This is a genomic window from Nonomuraea sp. NPDC049714, from assembly GCF_044465295.1.
Taxonomy (GTDB): Bacteria; Actinomycetota; Actinomycetes; order Streptosporangiales; family Streptosporangiaceae; genus Nonomuraea.
In genome coordinates this window covers 265,433-281,038 of record NZ_JBITLM010000013.1, presented here as the reverse complement: position 1 = coordinate 281,038, position 15,606 = coordinate 265,433, and the positions used below count along the sequence as shown (strand labels likewise).

The 15,606-nt window shown below is 69.7% G+C and carries 14 protein-coding genes; 2 read left to right on the top strand and 12 right to left on the bottom strand.

Annotated features, from left to right (window positions below):
- Window positions 1–215: 215 nt before the first annotated feature.
- The 6 genes from folE to dacB all read right to left on the bottom strand — a co-directional run bounded on the left by folE (window position 216) and on the right by dacB (window position 7,169).
- Window positions 216–794, bottom strand: a complete 579-nt coding sequence (folE, locus tag ACIBQX_RS39950; RefSeq protein WP_397013971.1) for a GTP cyclohydrolase I FolE — start codon at window positions 792–794, stop codon at window positions 216–218.
- Window positions 791–2,785 (bottom strand): ATP-dependent zinc metalloprotease FtsH, encoded by a 1,995-nt coding sequence (gene ftsH, locus ACIBQX_RS39945; RefSeq protein WP_397013969.1) that lies wholly within the window; start codon window positions 2,783–2,785, stop codon window positions 791–793. Before ftsH ends, folE begins: the two co-directional genes overlap by 4 nt.
- A 237-nt stretch (window positions 2,786–3,022) precedes the next feature.
- On the bottom strand, window positions 3,023–3,574 hold the full coding sequence (gene hpt, locus ACIBQX_RS39940) for a hypoxanthine phosphoribosyltransferase (protein WP_397013967.1): 552 nt from the start codon (window positions 3,572–3,574) through the stop codon (window positions 3,023–3,025).
- Between the two features lie 10 nt (window positions 3,575–3,584).
- Window positions 3,585–4,586: a tRNA lysidine(34) synthetase TilS gene (gene tilS, locus ACIBQX_RS39935; RefSeq protein WP_397013965.1), complete on the bottom strand. Its 1,002-nt coding sequence runs from the start codon at window positions 4,584–4,586 to the stop codon at window positions 3,585–3,587.
- 47 nt (window positions 4,587–4,633) lie between these two features.
- Window positions 4,634–5,710, bottom strand: a complete 1,077-nt coding sequence (locus ACIBQX_RS39930) for a zinc-dependent metalloprotease (protein WP_397013963.1) — start codon at window positions 5,708–5,710, stop codon at window positions 4,634–4,636.
- 46 nt (window positions 5,711–5,756) lie between these two features.
- Window positions 5,757–7,169, bottom strand: coding sequence for a D-alanyl-D-alanine carboxypeptidase/D-alanyl-D-alanine-endopeptidase (gene dacB, locus ACIBQX_RS39925; RefSeq protein ID WP_397013961.1), 1,413 nt, complete (start codon window positions 7,167–7,169; stop codon window positions 5,757–5,759).
- A gap of 85 nt (window positions 7,170–7,254) precedes the next feature.
- Here dacB and ACIBQX_RS39920 point away from each other — a divergent pair, with 85 nt between their 5' ends.
- Window positions 7,255–7,749 (top strand): inorganic diphosphatase, encoded by a 495-nt coding sequence (locus tag ACIBQX_RS39920; RefSeq protein ID WP_397013959.1) that lies wholly within the window; start codon window positions 7,255–7,257, stop codon window positions 7,747–7,749.
- Window positions 7,750–7,753: 4 nt separating this feature from the next.
- On the opposite strand, the gene ACIBQX_RS39915 is transcribed toward ACIBQX_RS39920, so the two are convergent.
- The 4 genes from ACIBQX_RS39915 to ACIBQX_RS39900 all read right to left on the bottom strand — a co-directional run bounded on the left by ACIBQX_RS39915 (window position 7,754) and on the right by ACIBQX_RS39900 (window position 13,034).
- Window positions 7,754–8,878, bottom strand: a complete 1,125-nt coding sequence (locus tag ACIBQX_RS39915; protein WP_397013957.1) for an NlpC/P60 family protein — start codon at window positions 8,876–8,878, stop codon at window positions 7,754–7,756.
- A 57-nt stretch (window positions 8,879–8,935) separates the two neighbouring features.
- Window positions 8,936–10,357 carry an RNA polymerase sigma factor gene (locus ACIBQX_RS39910; RefSeq protein WP_397013955.1) on the bottom strand — a complete coding sequence of 474 codons (1,422 nt, stop codon included), beginning with the start codon at window positions 10,355–10,357 and terminating at the stop codon, window positions 8,936–8,938.
- Window positions 10,358–10,520: 163 nt separating this feature from the next.
- On the bottom strand, window positions 10,521–11,327 hold the full coding sequence (locus tag ACIBQX_RS39905) for a hypothetical protein (protein ID WP_397013953.1): 807 nt from the start codon (window positions 11,325–11,327) through the stop codon (window positions 10,521–10,523).
- Window positions 11,328–11,417: 90 nt separating this feature from the next.
- A complete protein-coding gene (locus ACIBQX_RS39900) occupies window positions 11,418–13,034 on the bottom strand; it encodes an ABC-F family ATP-binding cassette domain-containing protein (RefSeq protein ID WP_397013951.1) in 1,617 nt (538 codons plus the stop codon).
- 83 nt (window positions 13,035–13,117) lie between these two features.
- Here ACIBQX_RS39900 and ACIBQX_RS39895 point away from each other — a divergent pair, with 83 nt between their 5' ends.
- On the top strand, window positions 13,118–13,528 hold the full coding sequence (locus ACIBQX_RS39895; RefSeq protein WP_397013949.1) for a hypothetical protein: 411 nt from the start codon (window positions 13,118–13,120) through the stop codon (window positions 13,526–13,528).
- A gap of 628 nt (window positions 13,529–14,156) precedes the next feature.
- Here ACIBQX_RS39895 and ACIBQX_RS39890 read toward each other — a convergent pair.
- Complete coding sequence (locus ACIBQX_RS39890; RefSeq protein ID WP_397013947.1) at window positions 14,157–14,807, bottom strand: YoaK family protein; 651 nt, start codon at window positions 14,805–14,807, stop codon at window positions 14,157–14,159.
- 110 nt (window positions 14,808–14,917) lie between these two features.
- The gene (locus tag ACIBQX_RS39885) at window positions 14,918–15,565 is read right to left on the bottom strand and encodes a DJ-1/PfpI family protein (protein ID WP_397013945.1); all 648 of its coding nucleotides are present in this window, start codon (window positions 15,563–15,565) and stop codon (window positions 14,918–14,920) included.
- Window positions 15,566–15,606: the final 41 nt, after the last annotated feature.

Below are 15,606 nucleotides of genomic sequence, written 5' to 3'. Positions count from 1 at the left end.
TCTGCCATACCCGGTGATATCGCGGGTCCCCAGTTGTGGATAACGATCCCTGCGCGCTTCCGACGCGTGCGGATCACGTACGGGATCGCCCTCAGCACGCCGGTGGGCCGGGGCTGCGAGGCCCCGAACGGGAGGACGGCGGGCTGTGCGCGGGGGCGCCCGTGGCGGAGGGAGGGCTGTGCGCGGGGGCGGCGGTGGCGGGGGGTGGCCAGGCGTCAGCGTCCGAGGATCAGCGCCATCGCCTCGGCGCGGGTCTTGTCACTGGTGCGGAAGTCGCCGCGGACGGCCGACGTGACCGTCTTGGCACCCGGCTTGCGGACCCCGCGCATGGTCATGCACAGGTGCTCGGCCTCGATCACCACGATCACGCCGCGCGGCTCCAGCACCCGCATCATCCCGTCGGCGATCTGCGAGGTCATGCGCTCCTGGACCTGCGGCCGCCGGGCGAACACGTCGACCAGGCGGGCCAGCTTGGACAGCCCGGTCACCTGGCCCTGCTCGTTGGGGATGTAGCCGACGTGGGCGACGCCGTAGAAGGGGACCAGGTGGTGCTCGCAGGTCGAGTAGACCTCGATGTCCTTCACCAGGATCATCTCGTCGTGGTCGACGTCGAAGACCTTGGTGAGCACGTCCTCCGGGATCAGGCCGAGGCCGGAGAACTGCTCGGCGTAGGCGCGGGCGACCCGGGAGGGAGTCTCGAGAAGGCCGTCACGGTCGGGATCCTCGCCGATGGCGTAAAGGATCTCGCGGACGGCCTTCTCGATCCGTCCCTGATCTACGTCATGCGATTTCACGCACTGTCTCCGGAGGGCAGCGCGTCCTGATGCCCTGTGGTGAGCGAGCCGTTGCCCGACTGCTCCTTCGGGGTCAGGATCGGCGGCCGGTCGGAGGGAAGCCGCTTGCCGTATCCGGCGTAGGACGGCCGGTGCTCCCTGACCACCACGGAGGCGAAGATCTCCACCACCTGCTGGCGGGAGAGCGTCTCCTTCTCCATGAGCTCCAGCACGAGGTTGTCGAGCACGTCGCGGTATTCGACCAGGATGTCCCACGCCTGGTCGTGCGCCGTCTCGATCATCCGGCGGACCTCCTCGTCGATCGTCGAAGCGATCTTCTCGGAGTAGTCGCGCTCGTGGCCCATCTCGCGGCCAAGGAAGACCTCGGCGTTGCCGGTGCCGAACTTACGGGCGCCGAGCTGCTCGCTCATGCCGTACTCGGTCACCATGCGACGGGCGACGGCCGTGGCCTTCTCGATGTCGTTGGAGGCGCCGGTGGTGGGCTCGTGGAAGACGAGCTCCTCCGCCGCGCGGCCGCCGAGCAGCATCGCGAGCTGGTCCATCATCTCCGACCTGGTGGCCAGGAACTTGTCCTCCATCGGCAGCGTCATCGTGTAACCGAGCGCGCGGCCGCGGGACAGGATCGTGATCTTGTGCACCGGGTCGGAATTGGGCAGCGCGTGCGCCACCAACGCGTGACCGCCCTCGTGGTAGGCGATCATCTTCTTCTCCTTGTCGGACATGACCCGCGTCTTGCGCTCGGGCCCTGCCATGACACGGTCGATCGACTCCTCGAGCAGCTCCATCGTGATCAGCTTCTGGTCGGCGCGCGCGGTGAGCAGCGCCGCCTCGTTGATCACGTTGGCCAGGTCGGCGCCCGTGAACCCGGGGGTCCGGCGGGCGATGACGTCCAGGTCGACGTCCGGCGAGAACGGCTTGCCGCGGCCGTGCACCTTGAGGATGCCCTTACGGCCCTCAAGGTCAGGACGGTCGACGGTCACCTGCCGGTCGAACCGGCCGGGACGCAGCAGCGCCGGGTCGAGGATGTCGGGCCGGTTGGTGGCGGCGATGAGGATCACGCCGCCCTTCACGTCGAAGCCGTCCATCTCGACGAGCAGCTGGTTGAGCGTCTGCTCGCGCTCGTCGTGACCGCCGCCCAGGCCGGCGCCGCGGTGGCGGCCGACGGCGTCGATCTCGTCGATGAAGATGATCGCCGGCGCGTTGGCCTTCGCCTGCTCGAACAGGTCGCGCACCCGGGAGGCGCCGACGCCGACGAACATCTCGACGAAGTCCGAGCCGGAGATCGAGTAGAAGGGCACTCCGGCCTCACCCGCGACCGCGCGGGCCAGCAGGGTCTTGCCGGTGCCGGGCGGGCCGTACAGCAGCACGCCCTTGGGGATCTTGGCGCCGATCGCCTGGAACTTGGCCGGGGCCTGCAGGAACTCCTTGATCTCCTGGAGCTCCTCGATGGCCTCGTCCGCGCCGGCGACGTCGGAGAAGGTGGTCTTGGGGGTGTCCTTGCTGATCAGTTTGGCCTTGGACTTGCCGAACTGCATCACCCGCGAGCCGCCACCCTGCATCTGGTTCATGATGAACAGGAAGATCAGCACGATGATGACGATAGGGAGGAAGCTCACCAGCAGGCTGACCAGGAAGCTCTCCTGGGGCACGTCGGTGGCGAAGCTGTCGGTCTTCTTGGCGTCGACCTGAGCCTGCAGCTCGTCGGTCAGCTTGGCGCCGTAGCCGGTGACCCAGTCAGACTGGATCGTCTTGGTCGGGGTGTCGCTCCCGCCGACCGTGATCGGCTTGTGCAGCGTCACCTCGATGCGCTGCTCTTTGTCGATGATCTTGGCGTTGCTGACGTTTCCGGTGCGGATCTGCTGGAGCACCGTTGACGTGTCGGCCTGCTTGAAGTTGCCGCCGCCGCTCCAGAGCTGGGTGACGAGCAGGAGCAGCACGACGATGCCCAGGATCCACAGCAGTGGCCCACGTGTAAATCGCTTGAGATCCATCCGATGCGGAACCCCTTGCGGGCCCGTCCCTTCCTGACCATGGCCTGGAACCCCGGGTCGTCCCCGGGGCCGCGGCATCCGACGCCGCGATTTCTTGACTACCCGAAGGGGACGCTGGGTCACCCTCCCGGAGTCAGAAGGTACACCGGAGAAGCGCGCGGAGGGACCGCCCGCTACACCGGCCTTGCCCTACCAACGTACGTCAAGGTGTGTGGTGTTCCGCCGCGGCGGAGATTGCTATCTGTAAACGTGTGGTGCAAGGGTCCCGATGAACGGAAGGTTCCGGTAACGCTCGGCGTAGTCGAGCCCGTAGCCGATGACGAACTCGTTGGGAATGTCGAAGCCGACGTACTTGACCTCCATCGGCACCTTGATCGCGTCAGGCTTGCGCAGCGCGGCGCAGATCTCCAGGGACGCCGGGTTGCGTGACTTGAGGTTCTCCAGCAGCCAGTGGAGGGTCAGGCCGGAGTCGATGATGTCCTCGACGATCAGGACGTGGCGGTCCAGGATGTCGGTGTCGAGGTCCTTCAGCACCCGCACGACGCCGGACGACCTGGTGCCCGCGCCGTAGGACGACACCGCCATCCAGTCCATCTGCACCGGCACGTGCAGGGCTCTGGCCAGGTCGGCCATCACCATGACGGCGCCCTTGAGCACGCCTACGAGCAGAAGTTCCTTGCCTCGGTAGTCCTCGTCGATCCGGCCCGCCAGCTCTTTGATCCTGGCCTGGAGGTCGTCCTCGGGGATGAGGACTTTCTCGAGGTCGTTGCCCATGTCGGCAGAGTCCACCTGTGGTTCCTTACGCGATGGGACTGATGGCGAGTATCAGGGTGCCATACCGCCGCACGGCCGACAGACCACCGGGCAGGTCCAGAGCCTTCTGCCCGTGCCAGTGGGTGATCAGGCGCTCCACGGCCAGCACGTGCGCCGCCGAGAGCGCGCCGGAGGGCGCGCCCGCCGCGATGGCGGCCCGCCGGAGCACCCGCCGCCGCACCGCTCCCGGCGCCTTCTCCAGCCCCTGTACGGCCAGTCGCAGCCGCCCATCGTTATCGCTTAGAGCGCAATCCCTGAAGACCGTTTCGGCCCACTCGTCGAGGGCGTCGGCGTCGTCCCTGGCGAGTCTGGCCGTCCTGGCGAGCGCCTCGGCCACCCCCGGCCCGAGCTCCTCCTCCAGCACCGGCAGCACCCGGGAGCGCACGCGCACGCGGGTGTAGCGGACATCGGCGTTGTGCGGGTCGTCCCAGAAAGAGAGCTCCTGCGCCCGGCAGGCGGCGACCGTACGGCTCCTGGGCAGGTCCAGGAGCGGCCTGCGGTAGAGCCCGGCGGCCGGGGCCATCCCCGACAGCGATCTCAGGCCGCTGCCCCTGGCCAGCCCCAGCAGGACGGTCTCGGCCTGGTCGTCGCGCGTGTGGCCCAGCAGGACCGCGTCGGCGCCCAGCCTGCCGGCGGCCTCGGCCAGCGCCTGATATCTGGCGTCTCTGGCTGCGGCTTCGGGGCCGCCCGCCGTACCGACGGTGACGGTGAGGACCTCGCCGAACCCCAGCCCGAGCGCGGGCGCGAGCGAGACGACCTCGGCCGCGCGCGCGGCCGAGCCCTCCTGCAGCCCGTGATCCACGCTGAGCAGCCCGGCCCGCAGGCCCGCCCTCGGGGCGACGAACCCGAGCGCGGCGGCCAGAGCGAGCGAGTCGGCGCCGCCGCTGCACGCGGCGAGCACCAACCGGCCCTCGCCGAGGTCCGCGAGGGCCTCGCGCACCGCCCTGCGGACGTCGGCCACGGCCGGATGTGGTCCCACACCCGCCATTCTCCCGCCACGAGGACAGGGAACCGCCCATCGTCGCGGGCGGTGGCTCAGCTGGGCAGGGCCGGGGTGCCGATGACGCGGCGGACCCAGGCGTCGGGGTCCGAGACCTCGGCCGGGGTGGGCAGGGTGTTAGGAGAGGTCCAGACGCGGTTGAAGCCGTCCATGCCGGCCTGGTCCACGACCTTGCGGACGAAGGCCGCCCCCTCGGCGTACTGCTTCATCTTGAGGTCGATGCCCAGCAGGCGGCGGATGGTGCGGTCGAGCTTGGAGCCGCCCTCGCGACGCTGCGCGAACTTGGCCCGGATCTGCGCCACCGACGGGACCACCGAGGGGCCGACCGCGTCCATCACGAAGTCGCCGTGACCCTCCACGAGCGTCATGACGGCCGTCAGGCGGTCCAGGATCTCCTTCTGATGCGGCGTCTGGATGACGTCGATGAGGTTGCCCTCACCGCCCCTGACCACGTCGGCCACCGTGTCGGCGGCGCCGCGCAGGCGGTCCACCAGGGTCGGCAGGTCGAGGTCGGAGGCCAGCAGGAACTCGGTCATCTGCGAGCGGACGTACTCGCGCAGCCACGAGACACCGGTGAACTGCACCCGGTGCGTCTCCTCGTGCAGGCACACCCACAGGCGGAAGTCGTGCGGGTTGACGTTGAGCTCGCGCTCGGCGTTGACGATGTTGGGCGCGACGAGCGTGAGGCGGCCGATCGGCTCGCGGCCCGTCGGGTCCGGCGGCAGGAACAGCTCGTACTGGCCGAGCACCCGCGTGGCGAGGAAGGCCAGCACCGCGCCCACCTCGACGCCGGTAATGCGGGAGCCGACGGCGCTGACGATGGCCGGCGGCGGATTGGCGGAGCTGCTCACCCGCTGGGTGAGCGGCTCCAGCACGACCCGGAAGCCCTCGACGTTGGCCTTGATCCAGCCCGGCCGGTCGACGATGGTCGCCACCTGCGGCGCGGTATCGGTGTGAATCCTGGTGAATTCGCGCACGTGCCCTTCGGCCTCGCGCGACAGCGTGCGGAGCTCGGCGACGGCCTGCCTGGCCTCCTCGCGACTCACTTGAGGACCGGGGCGCACAAGGCGCGTGCCGGTCGTGACGGCCAGATCCCAGTCGATCACCTGCATGACATCCACCGTACGTGCTCGTTGCCCGGCCCGCGAAAGAGTGCTGTCAGGAGCGGGCGACGATGGCGGCCAGTCTGTCGAGTGCGGGCTCGGCGTACGCGGGGACCCGGTCGGCCAGGAAGGCGAAGGTGACGAGTCTGCCGTCCTTGGTGGTGGCGAGGCCGGCCAGCGTGTTGACGTTGTTGAGGGTGCCGGTCTTGGCCCTGACCAGCCCGACCTGGCCCTTGCTGTCGCTCCTGGTGAAGCGCCTGCCGTTGCCCAGGGTGCCGGAGAAGCCGGCGATGGGCATGCCGGAGGCGACGGCGTGCAGGCCCGGGTGGGTGGGCGCGGAGGCGAGGCTGAGCAGCCTGGCCATGGCGTCGGCGCTGATCCGGTTGCGGATGGACAGGCCGCTGCCGTCGTGGACCTCGACGCCCTTGGTCACGCCGAGCCGCTGCAGCACCTGCGTCATGGCCGCGGTGCCGCCCTGGAAGGAGGCGGGCCGGCCTTCCTTGATGGCCACGTGCCTCGCCAGGGCCTCGGCCAGGTCGTTGTCGCTGAGGGTCAGCGTGCGCTCGACGAGGGCGTAGACGGGGGCCGATTCGACCTTGCCGAGCTCGGCGGCCGTGGGGGCGGCCTTGGCCGGGCGGATCGTCCTGGCGGCGGCGATGCCGTACCTGCGCAGCAGTTTGGCGAAGGCGGCGGCGGCGTACCTGGGTGGGTCGGACACCCGCGGCTGGCGGTTGGCGGGGTGCTGCCTGCCCTCGTCGATGGCCAGGGCGTGGACGGGCGCCACCTCCCCGTCGGGGATGTAGCCGGGCTTCCAGCCGGGGGCGATCGGCGAGCCGGTGAACAGGGAGTCGTCGTAGGAGAGCGTGACCTTGGTGACGCCCTGGGCCTTGAGCGCGGCGGCCGTGCGGGAGGCGAGCGTGGCGAGCGACGCCTGCTCGGGGTAGGGCTTCGCCTTGGCCAGGGGGCCGGCCAGGGTCGGGTCGCCGCCGCCGACCAGGACGACCGAGTCGCGGGTGGCGCCCTGCACCACGCGGGTGGCCAGGCGGGCGTCGGGGCCGAGCGAGGCGAGCGCCGCCACACACGTGGGGATCTTGGTGGTGGAGGCGGGGACGATGCCCGCGTCCGGGTTGGCGGCGAAGATCCGCTCGCCGGTGACGGCGTCGAGAACGACGGCTCCCACCCGGTTGCCCAGCGCTTTGTCACCCAGGGCATCGGTGAGCTGCCGGGTCAAAGTACCCTTGGTCGGGAGAGGTCCGTCTCCTGATCTCACCGGCAGCTGGGCCAGCACAGGCCCCGCGGTGACCACGGGGGCGGGGGGAGCCCCTTCAGGAGACGCGGTCGGCTCGGTCGGTGATGACAGCGCGCTCAGGTCGAGGTCGTTGTTCATCGCGTAGACGCCGGTGACGATGGTCACGACCTGCAGCATGGCGAGAGTGGTCAGCATCACCAATCGCTCGTGCCGTGCCACGTCACCTGACCTCTCTCCTGGTGTTCGCCTACGAGACATTAACGCCCGACCGGGGGTGCCCGGGGGTGCGAGTGGAGGAACCGCGGTGGAGTTCGACGTTGTCGTTGAGATTCCCAAGGGACAACGGAACAAGTACGAAGTGGACCACGAGACCGGCAAAATCAGGCTGGACCGGCTGTTGTTCACCTCCACGCAGTACCCCGCCGACTACGGCTTCATCGAGCACACGCTCGGTGAAGACGGTGACCCGCTCGACGCGCTGGTGCTGCTCCAGGAGCCGACGTTCCCCGGCTGCTACATCACCTGCCGGGCGGTCGGCATGTTCCGGATGACCGACGAGAAGGGCGGCGACGACAAGGTCCTCTGCGTTCCCGCCACCGACCCCCGTATGGCCCACATCCAGGACATCCACCACGTGCCGGAGTTCGACCGGCTGGAGATCCAGCATTTCTTCGAGGTCTACAAGGACCTGGAGCCCGGCAAGTCGGTCGAGGGCGCCAACTGGGTCGGCCGCCTGGAGGCCCAGGCGGAGATCGAGCGGTCCTTCCAGCGGGCGAAGGACGAGGGTTTCGACCACTGAGCCGTCAGCGGGGCCTGGTGGCGCCCACCAGGTCCCCCCGCCACATCGAGGCGACCCGTACGACGTCGCCGGTCTGCGGTGCGTGCACCATGAGATCCCGCCCGACGTACATGCCGACGTGATGGATGGTCGTGGCGTCGTGCTTGTCGTGGCCGAAGAACAGCAGGTCGCCGCGGCGTAGCTGGTCGAGGGGGACGTGCGGGCCGGAGGTCCACTGGGTGCCCGTCCAGTGGTCGATCCGCACGCCCGCCTGCTCCCATGCCCGCATGGTCAGGCCCGAGCAGTCGTAGCTCGACGGCCCGTCGGCCGCCCACAGGTAGGGCTTGCCGAGCTGGGTCAGCGCCCAGTTGGCGGCCACGTCACCGTTGGCCGAGCCTGTCGCGGCGCTCTTCGCCGAGAAGCCGAGCCCGATCCGGTCCAGCATCGCCGCCCGCCGCCTGGCCAGCAGGTCCGCCCGGGTGCGCGCCGCGATCACCCGCCGCCGCAGCTGGTTCCTGTCGGCCCGCAGCGCCCGGGTGTCGCGCCGCTGCCTGGCCACCGCGGCTTCGGCGGTGTTCCTGGCCTGGGCCGCACGGTCGGAGGCGGCCTGCTGGACGGCCTCGGCCCGGGCCGCGTGCACACGCAGGATGGTGGCGACCTCCTCCGCGTCGCGCAGCCGGTCGAGAAGGTAGGCGCGCTCGCGGCCGAACTGCTCGAGCACGCTCATCCTGTGCAGGTAGCCGTCGGTGTCGCCCTGATCGCTGAGCAGCGTGACCATCCCGCCGTCCAGGCTCATCCCGCCGTACGCCTGCGCGGCCAGCAACGCCACCGGCTGCCGGGCCCGATCGACCTCGGCCTCCGCGGCGGCGGCGCGCGCGTCGGCCCGCTGCCGCTCCTGCTCGGCCTGCCTCAGCCGGACGAGCTCGCCGTTGTAGGCCTCGACCAGCCGCTCCGCCTCGGCCGCCAGCGCGTCCAGCCGCCCTTGCGCCTCGGCCAACCTGGCCGCCGCGACGCCCAGCTGTTTCGACCGATGGTGTACGGCCTGCCGCGCCCTGGCGACGTCACGCGACGACGGCGCGGGCTCGGCGTAGACCGGCGGGCAGAGCACGACGATGAGGCAGGCGGCCAGAAATCCGGCTCTGACGTGCATAGAGTCCCCCCGCAGTCACTCTATGCACACAGTTCCCTACTGTTACCGTGCGTAACGTTACTTCGCCACCGAATCAGGCGTGACCGTCACGGTGGGCGGCGTCTGGCTGGGCGCCACCGTCGGGTCGGCGGTCTGGGGCGGCGGGCTCGTGGGGGGCTGGGTGGTCGGCCTGGTCGGCGGCGGCGCCGGGGTGACGGTGGGAGTGGGCGGCAGGGTGGGAGTCGGGCAGGGGGTCGGCTCGGGCATGGGCTCGGTCGGCCGCAGGGTCGGGTCGGCCGCCTGGGAGCTGCGGGACGGGGACAGTGACAGTGATGGTGCCAGTGATGGTGGCTGTGACGGCCGCCCGTCGTCGACCGGGTCGAGCAGGGAAGGCCGCGGGCTGGTGGTGACGATGCTCACGGGCGTGGCGGTGGGCGTCGTCCCGAGCGGGTGGGTGGCCGTACCGTCCAGGAGCGGTTGGACGTCGTCGCGCTCCGACCGCACCCGCGACTCCCAGGGGAGTGTGAGGCCGGGCGGCTCACCCGCCGGCGGGAAGGCCACCGTGGCGACGCTCGGCAGGCCGTCGACCTCCTTGCCGAAGAAGTCGAAGATCACGCCTATCGCCACCACGGTCGCGACCGCCGCCGCCGCGCCCGCCAGCGCGCGAGGCCACGTGCGAAGCCGCCGTTCGCCCACAACGGGAAATCCGGCGGCGTCCAGAGCCTCCGACCTCCTGGCCACATAACGCCGATAGAGGAACAGCTCCGGGTCGACGACGCAGCTCAGCACCCGGACCCTGGTCGCCTCCGGCAGCGTGACCTGGGGCAGCAGCTCGAACACCTTGGCCGCCGACACCTGCCGGCTCAGATGCGGGGCACAGGTCTCGCAGATCGGCAGATGGCCGACGAGCCGCCGGCGCATGTCGGGGGTCAGCTCTCCCGCGAACCCGGTCAGGATGCGGGCCCGCGGCGGGCAGTCGTACGGGCCCTTCCTGGCCAGGATCTCCGCGGTGATGGCGTCGCGCAGCCGCTCGCGGGCCCCGTCGTAGAGCTCCACCACCTGGTGGACGGCCAGGCCCAGCACGGGGGCGAGCTCCCGCGTGGACAGCTCGTGCCTGGCCGTCAGGTCGAGCACCTCGGCGTCGGCCGCGGACAGGCTGCGCACCGCGTTGGCGGCCATCAGGCGCAGGTCGGCGTCCTCCTGCTCCGGAGCCCCGTCAGGCGCCTCCGCCGCGTCCTGCCGCACGGCGATCCTCCGGCGGGTGCACTCACCGCGAGCCAGCGCGTAGAGCCACGGCCGCAGCATGCCGGGGTCCGACAGCGCGGCGGCGTGCGCCTCCGCCGCGATCAGCACGTCCCGCAGCGCCACCTGAGCGCTGTCGGCGTTGCGGAGAAGGAACCAGCAATATCGGTAGATGCTCTCGGCGTGCGTGTCGTACAGCGCGGCGAGGGCACCCGGATCGCCCGCGCGCAGCGCCTCTACCAGGACGCGGTCATTCATGTCACCGAAGGTAATGGATTAGTAACTTGCAGTTCTACCGTTTCCGCGCGATAGCCGTACCTTGTCACCTCGAAGCCATAAAACGCTTCTCGCTTTGTCCGTGAATAGCCGGACAGCACCATGCCCGATTTATTAGGCTATTTTCCCGACATTTAGTCGATATTTACTGCTCTCGACCGGTCATCGCCTGACTTCCCCGGTCCATCTGGAACGGTTCCGTGGTCGGCTTGATCGTGTGCAGGGGCACCGCGCCGCCGAGCGCCAGGTCCTCGAACGGACGCCCGGTCGAGCCCCAGGTCCGGGCGCTCACATCGGTCTTGGCCACCGCGCTCCCCTTGGGCAGCCCCGCGACGGTCAGGATGAACCGCGGCGGGCTGCCCGCCTTCACGTCGTCCACGAACGTGCTGCCGCCGCCGAGCAACTTGCCCGCCTTGTCCCGCAGCAGCGCGTTCACCACCAGGCTGCTCGCGGGAAGCCGGTACGGATTTCCGATGTACCCCGTGACCAGGTACGAGCCGTCCTTCTGCGGCAGCGTCTGCACCCGCGACACCGGGAACGGCCTGAAGGCCGAGGCGATCCGGGCGGCCGGCCGCCACTGCGCGGGCCGGTAGTCGATCGTCACCTTGACCGGCTTCTCGGCGGCCCTGGCCTCGCCCGTGAAGGCCAGCGAACCACCGGGCGGCACCGCGTCCAGCGGCTGGTCCATCCGCACCACCTCCCGACCGGCGGCGTCACGGCCGACGACGGTGGCCACCACGTGCTCGCCGAAGTGCCACGGATTGACGTTGGCGAGCACTCCGGCCCAGTTCACGGCGTAGCCGTCGGCTGACTTGACGACGTTCGACGCCTGTTCCTTGAGCGTGAGCGGCTTGAGCTGCTGCTGTTGCTGAGACGGCCCCTCCTTCGAGCACCCGGTGAGGCAGATCGCCCCGAGTGCGAGGAGGCTGACGGTTAGGCTACGCGGGATCACTTTGCCGTGATAACCGGTTCATGGACACGAACGGCATATGACACGCGCCAGCCGTACCAAGTCTTTAACCGGACTCTTCGCCAGGGCCGCTCATCCGCGAGGCCGCACCACGCGCCTTTCGTCCCAGACCGGCTGCGGCGATTCGTACACCATGCCGTCGGAGCCGAATACCAGATAACGGTCGAAATCAGCGGCGAACCAGCGGTCGTGGGTGACCGCCATGACCGTGCCGTCGAAGGCGTTCAGGCCCACCTGGAGCGCCTCGGCGCTGGCCAGGTCCAGGTTGTCGGTCGGCTCGTCGAGCAGCAGCAGCGTCGCGCCCGACAGCTCCAGCAGCAGGATCTGCAGCCGGGCCTGCTGACCGCCCGACAGCGTGTCGAACCGCTGCTCGGCGACCAGGCCCGCCAGCTCGTAGCGGGCCAGGACCTTCATGGCCTCGTTCTTCAGCCTGGCGTGCTCGGACATCACGATCTCGACGGGCGTGCGGCCGAGCAGGTCCGGCCTGGCGTGCGTCTGCGCGAAGTGGCCGGGCACCACCCTGGCGCCCAGCCTGGCGACCCCCGTGTGGGCGACCGGGACGGTGCCCGCGATCAACCGCAGGAAATGCGACTTGCCCGAGCCGTTGGAGCCGAGCACCGCCACCCGCTCGCCGTACCAGACCTCCAGGTCGAACGGCCGCATGAGGCCGGTGAGCTCAAGCCCCTCGCAGATGACCGCGCGCTTGCCGGTGCGTCCGCCGCGCAGGCGCATGCTGATGTTCTGGTCGCTGGGCGTCTCCTCGGGCGGCCCTGCCTCCTCGAACCTGCGCAGCCGCGTCTGGGCCGCGTGGTAGGGCGCCGCCATGCCGTCGTTGTAGCGGGCCTTGTTCTTCAGCATGTTGACCAGGGCCTTGAGCTTGGCGTGCTCCTCGTCCCAGCGTCTGCGCAGCTCGTCGAGCCGGTCGTTGCGCGCCTTCCTGGCCTCGGCGTAGGTGCCGAAGCCGCCGCCGTGGATCCAGATGCCGCCGGACTCCACGGTGACGATCCGGTCGGCGGCGTTGGCCAGCAGCTGGCGGTCGTGGCTGACCAGCAGCACGGTCTTGGGCGTCTCGCGGAGCTGCTGCTCCAGCCACTCCTTGCCCGGCACGTCGAGGTAGTTGTCGGGCTCGTCGAGCAGCAGCGTCTGGTCCGGGCCGCGCAGCAGTGCCTCCAGCACCAGCCGCTTCTGCTCACCGCCGGACAGCGTCGACACATCCCGATATTTCACGTTGTCGTACGGCACACCGAGGGCGGACACCGTACAGGTGTCCCACAGCACCTCGATGTCGTAACCGCCGGCGTCGGTGTAGTCGGTGATGGCCTGCGCGTAGCGCATCTGCGTCTTCTCGTCGTCGCGCTCCATCATCACCAGCTCGGCCTGCGCCAGCCGCTCCGCCGCCTGCCGCACGGCCGGAGGCGCGACGCCGAGCAGCAGGTCGTGCACCGTGCTGCCGTCACGCACGCTGCCGATGAACTGCCGCATCACGCCCAGCCCGCCGGAGCTCGCCACACTGCCGTCGACCGGCTGCAGGTCGCCCGCGATCAGCCGCATCAGCGTGGTCTTGCCCGCACCGTTGGGCCCGACGAGCGCGGCCTTGACCCCCTCGCCGATCCGGAAGGACACGTCGTTGAGCAGCGGCCGCCCATCGGGCAGCACGTATGTCAAATGTCCTACTTCGACGTGAGCCATGCGCTGCAGATTATCCGCCCAGCGCCCAGGCTCGCACTTCCATTACCCTGTACGCACAGCTGGAAGACGACCACTCTCAGCGAGTGGAACGGCGACACGGCAACCTTCGCCTGCTCCGCGCTGACACCACCACGGTCATCGCCGGACCGCTCACGGATCTGCTGGCCCTGACCTACGGTCCCGCCGCCGTCCTACCCCCGCTCTTCCAACCCATCCCCGGCATCGAGGAGGCGTACATCTACGGATCGTGGGCCGCCAGACACGCACACCAGCCAGGGCCGCCGCCACAAGACGTGGACGTCCTCGTGGTGGGGTCCGCCGACGACGACACACTGTACGACGCGGCACGGACAGCAGAACGGACCCTCGGCCGGGAGGTGAACGTCACCCGAATCTCATCGGAGTCCTGGACGGACAGCGCTCCCGATCCGTTCGTGACGTCTGTGCGAAACAAGCCCCTGTACCCCCTGATTTCGAAAGAACGCGACTCATGAGATGGATGCAAGGACGCGACTGAACAGAGGCGATGCTGTCGTCGGGACAACTGGAACGCGTCCCGGCGAACCGGCAGCATGCCGACATCCTGCTCTCCCAAGCCAGCCGGCACATCGAACTCGCTCACAGCGGCTGCGAGACAGATCCCACAGGCGCATACCAGCTCCTCTACGACGCTTCCAGGAAGTCGCTCGCCTCGATCCTGGAAAACCAAGGGTTGCGAGCCACTAGCAGAGGCGGCCATCTCGGCAGTATTGGATGCGGTCACGGCCCAACTCGATCCTCCCCTTGGGCAGTCGCTTCGCCCGTTCGATCGGATGCGCCGCCGGCGCAACAGCGCCGAATATCCTTTGCCGAACGCTCCTGGAATCACTCCTGATGACGTCCGGCGGGATTTGGCCAAGGCGGAGGAGTTCGCATCACTGGCCCACAAGGTGCTGGACCAGATGAGGCCGTACTGAGTTCCACGGGAACCGTCGAGCCGGTGCCGTGGGAGGGTGGTTGCGAAGAGACGGGATCAAGTGATCGCCCTCCCAAGCCCACCCGACGTCGAGCACAAGTGTTCACACCTCGAAGCCATACGAACGGTTGATCGGTAAGTGTTCACATGGACGCGTAGGAAGACCCTCACGTCTCCGTACGGGGGCAGAGCGCGCCCGCGATGATCTCCAGCAGCGAGGCGGCCACCAGAGCCGCCGCGGGATGCCAGGACAGCAGGAACGCGCCGGCCAGGGCGCCGACGAACATCGCGGCGACGGAGGCCAGCTGACGCCCCGCCCTGCCGTGCGACGGCAGCATGAACACCCCCGCCAGCGCCCGGGTCACCACCGTGGTGGGCAGGTCACGCGCGGCCACCCGCAGCACGGTGACGTTGCGTGAGCCCATCGCCACCGCCAGCACGACGATGACGGCGAAGCGGTGCGGTGTCTGCTGGGAGGGGTCGGCGGGCAGGCCGAGGGCGACCAGCGCCGCCACCATGATCAGTGCGCCTTCACCGCACACCGCGTACGTCAGCCAGCGTTCCGGTCGCCTGCGGCTCAGCGTGACGTTGGCCCGGTGACCGGCCAGCGCGCCGAGCGCGAAGGCCACCAGCGCCACGGCCGGCCCGGTGACCGGGATCGAGCGGTCGATCAGCCCGAAGCCGACGAACAGCACGTTGCCCGTCATGACGGCGGCGAAGACCTGGTCCAACCCGATGTAGCTGACCGCCTCGACCACGCCGGTGACCCCGGTGAGCAGGACCAGCGCCAGCGTCAGACGTGACGTCGCGAAGGGCATCCTCCTTCATACGCGCTCACGCGGCGCCGGTGCCGCGTGCTTTGCCCAGCCGGGTGCGGACCCCGGCAAGGGCCTTACCCACCTTGCCCGGCCGGGTGCAAGGGCCTTGCTCACCCCAGCAGGCTCGCCGCCCGCGCGCGCAGGTCGGCCGAGGCCGTCCGCGGCGAGCCGGCGTCGAACGGCGGCTCCGGGTCGTACTCGATGACCAGTTGCACGGCCTCGGCGGTGTCCTGGTCGGCCGCCTGGGCGAGCAGCGCAAGCGCCATGTCGATGCCGGCCGAGACCCCGGCGGCGGTCACGATCTTGCCGTCCACGACCACCCGCTCGTGCACCGGCTCCGCGCCCATCCCCGGCAGCTGGTCGATCAGCGCCCAGTGGCTGGTCGCCCTGCGCCCCTTCAGCAGCCCGGCCGCGCCCAGCAGGAACGAGCCGGCGCAGACGGAGGCCGTCCAGCGGGTGTGCTCGTGCACCTCGCCGATCCAGCTGACGAGGGCCTGGTCGGAGAGCGCCTCGATGGTGCCGATCCCGCCCGGCACCACGATCACGTCCGGCCTCGGCACGTCGGCGTAGCTCGCGGTGGCCTCGATGCTGAGGCCGCCCTGGTCGTCGGTCACCGGCCCCGGCTCGGCGGCCACGAAGGTGACCTCCCAGTCGGGGGCGAAGGCCAGCACGGTGTAGGGGCCGATGGCGTCGAGGCCGGTGTAGCCCTTGTAGAGGGGGATCGCGGCGTGCATGGTCAGGTCTCCTTCGAGTGACATCAGCGCCGTTTCAGGTCTTTCATCCTGATCAGGACGTGTCG

What these genes read in the sequence shown, in the direction of transcription:
- ACIBQX_RS39900 (WP_397013951.1), bottom strand. Translation starts at nt 13,034, where the DNA reads ATGGCTCACGTCGAAGTAGGACATTTGACATACGTGCTGCCCGATGGG.
- tilS (WP_397013965.1), bottom strand. Translation starts at nt 4,586, where the DNA reads ATGGCGGGTGTGGGACCACATCCGGCCGTGGCCGACGTCCGCAGGGCG.
- ACIBQX_RS39890 (WP_397013947.1), bottom strand. Translation starts at nt 14,807, where the DNA reads ATGCCCTTCGCGACGTCACGTCTGACGCTGGCGCTGGTCCTGCTCACC.
- ACIBQX_RS39930 (WP_397013963.1), bottom strand. Translation starts at nt 5,710, where the DNA reads ATGCAGGTGATCGACTGGGATCTGGCCGTCACGACCGGCACGCGCCTT.
- ACIBQX_RS39910 (WP_397013955.1), bottom strand. Translation starts at nt 10,357, where the DNA reads ATGAATGACCGCGTCCTGGTAGAGGCGCTGCGCGCGGGCGATCCGGGT.
- ACIBQX_RS39885 (WP_397013945.1), bottom strand. Translation starts at nt 15,565, where the DNA reads ATGTCACTCGAAGGAGACCTGACCATGCACGCCGCGATCCCCCTCTAC.
- ACIBQX_RS39915 (WP_397013957.1), bottom strand. Translation starts at nt 8,878, where the DNA reads ATGCACGTCAGAGCCGGATTTCTGGCCGCCTGCCTCATCGTCGTGCTC.
- ftsH (WP_397013969.1), bottom strand. Translation starts at nt 2,785, where the DNA reads ATGGATCTCAAGCGATTTACACGTGGGCCACTGCTGTGGATCCTGGGC.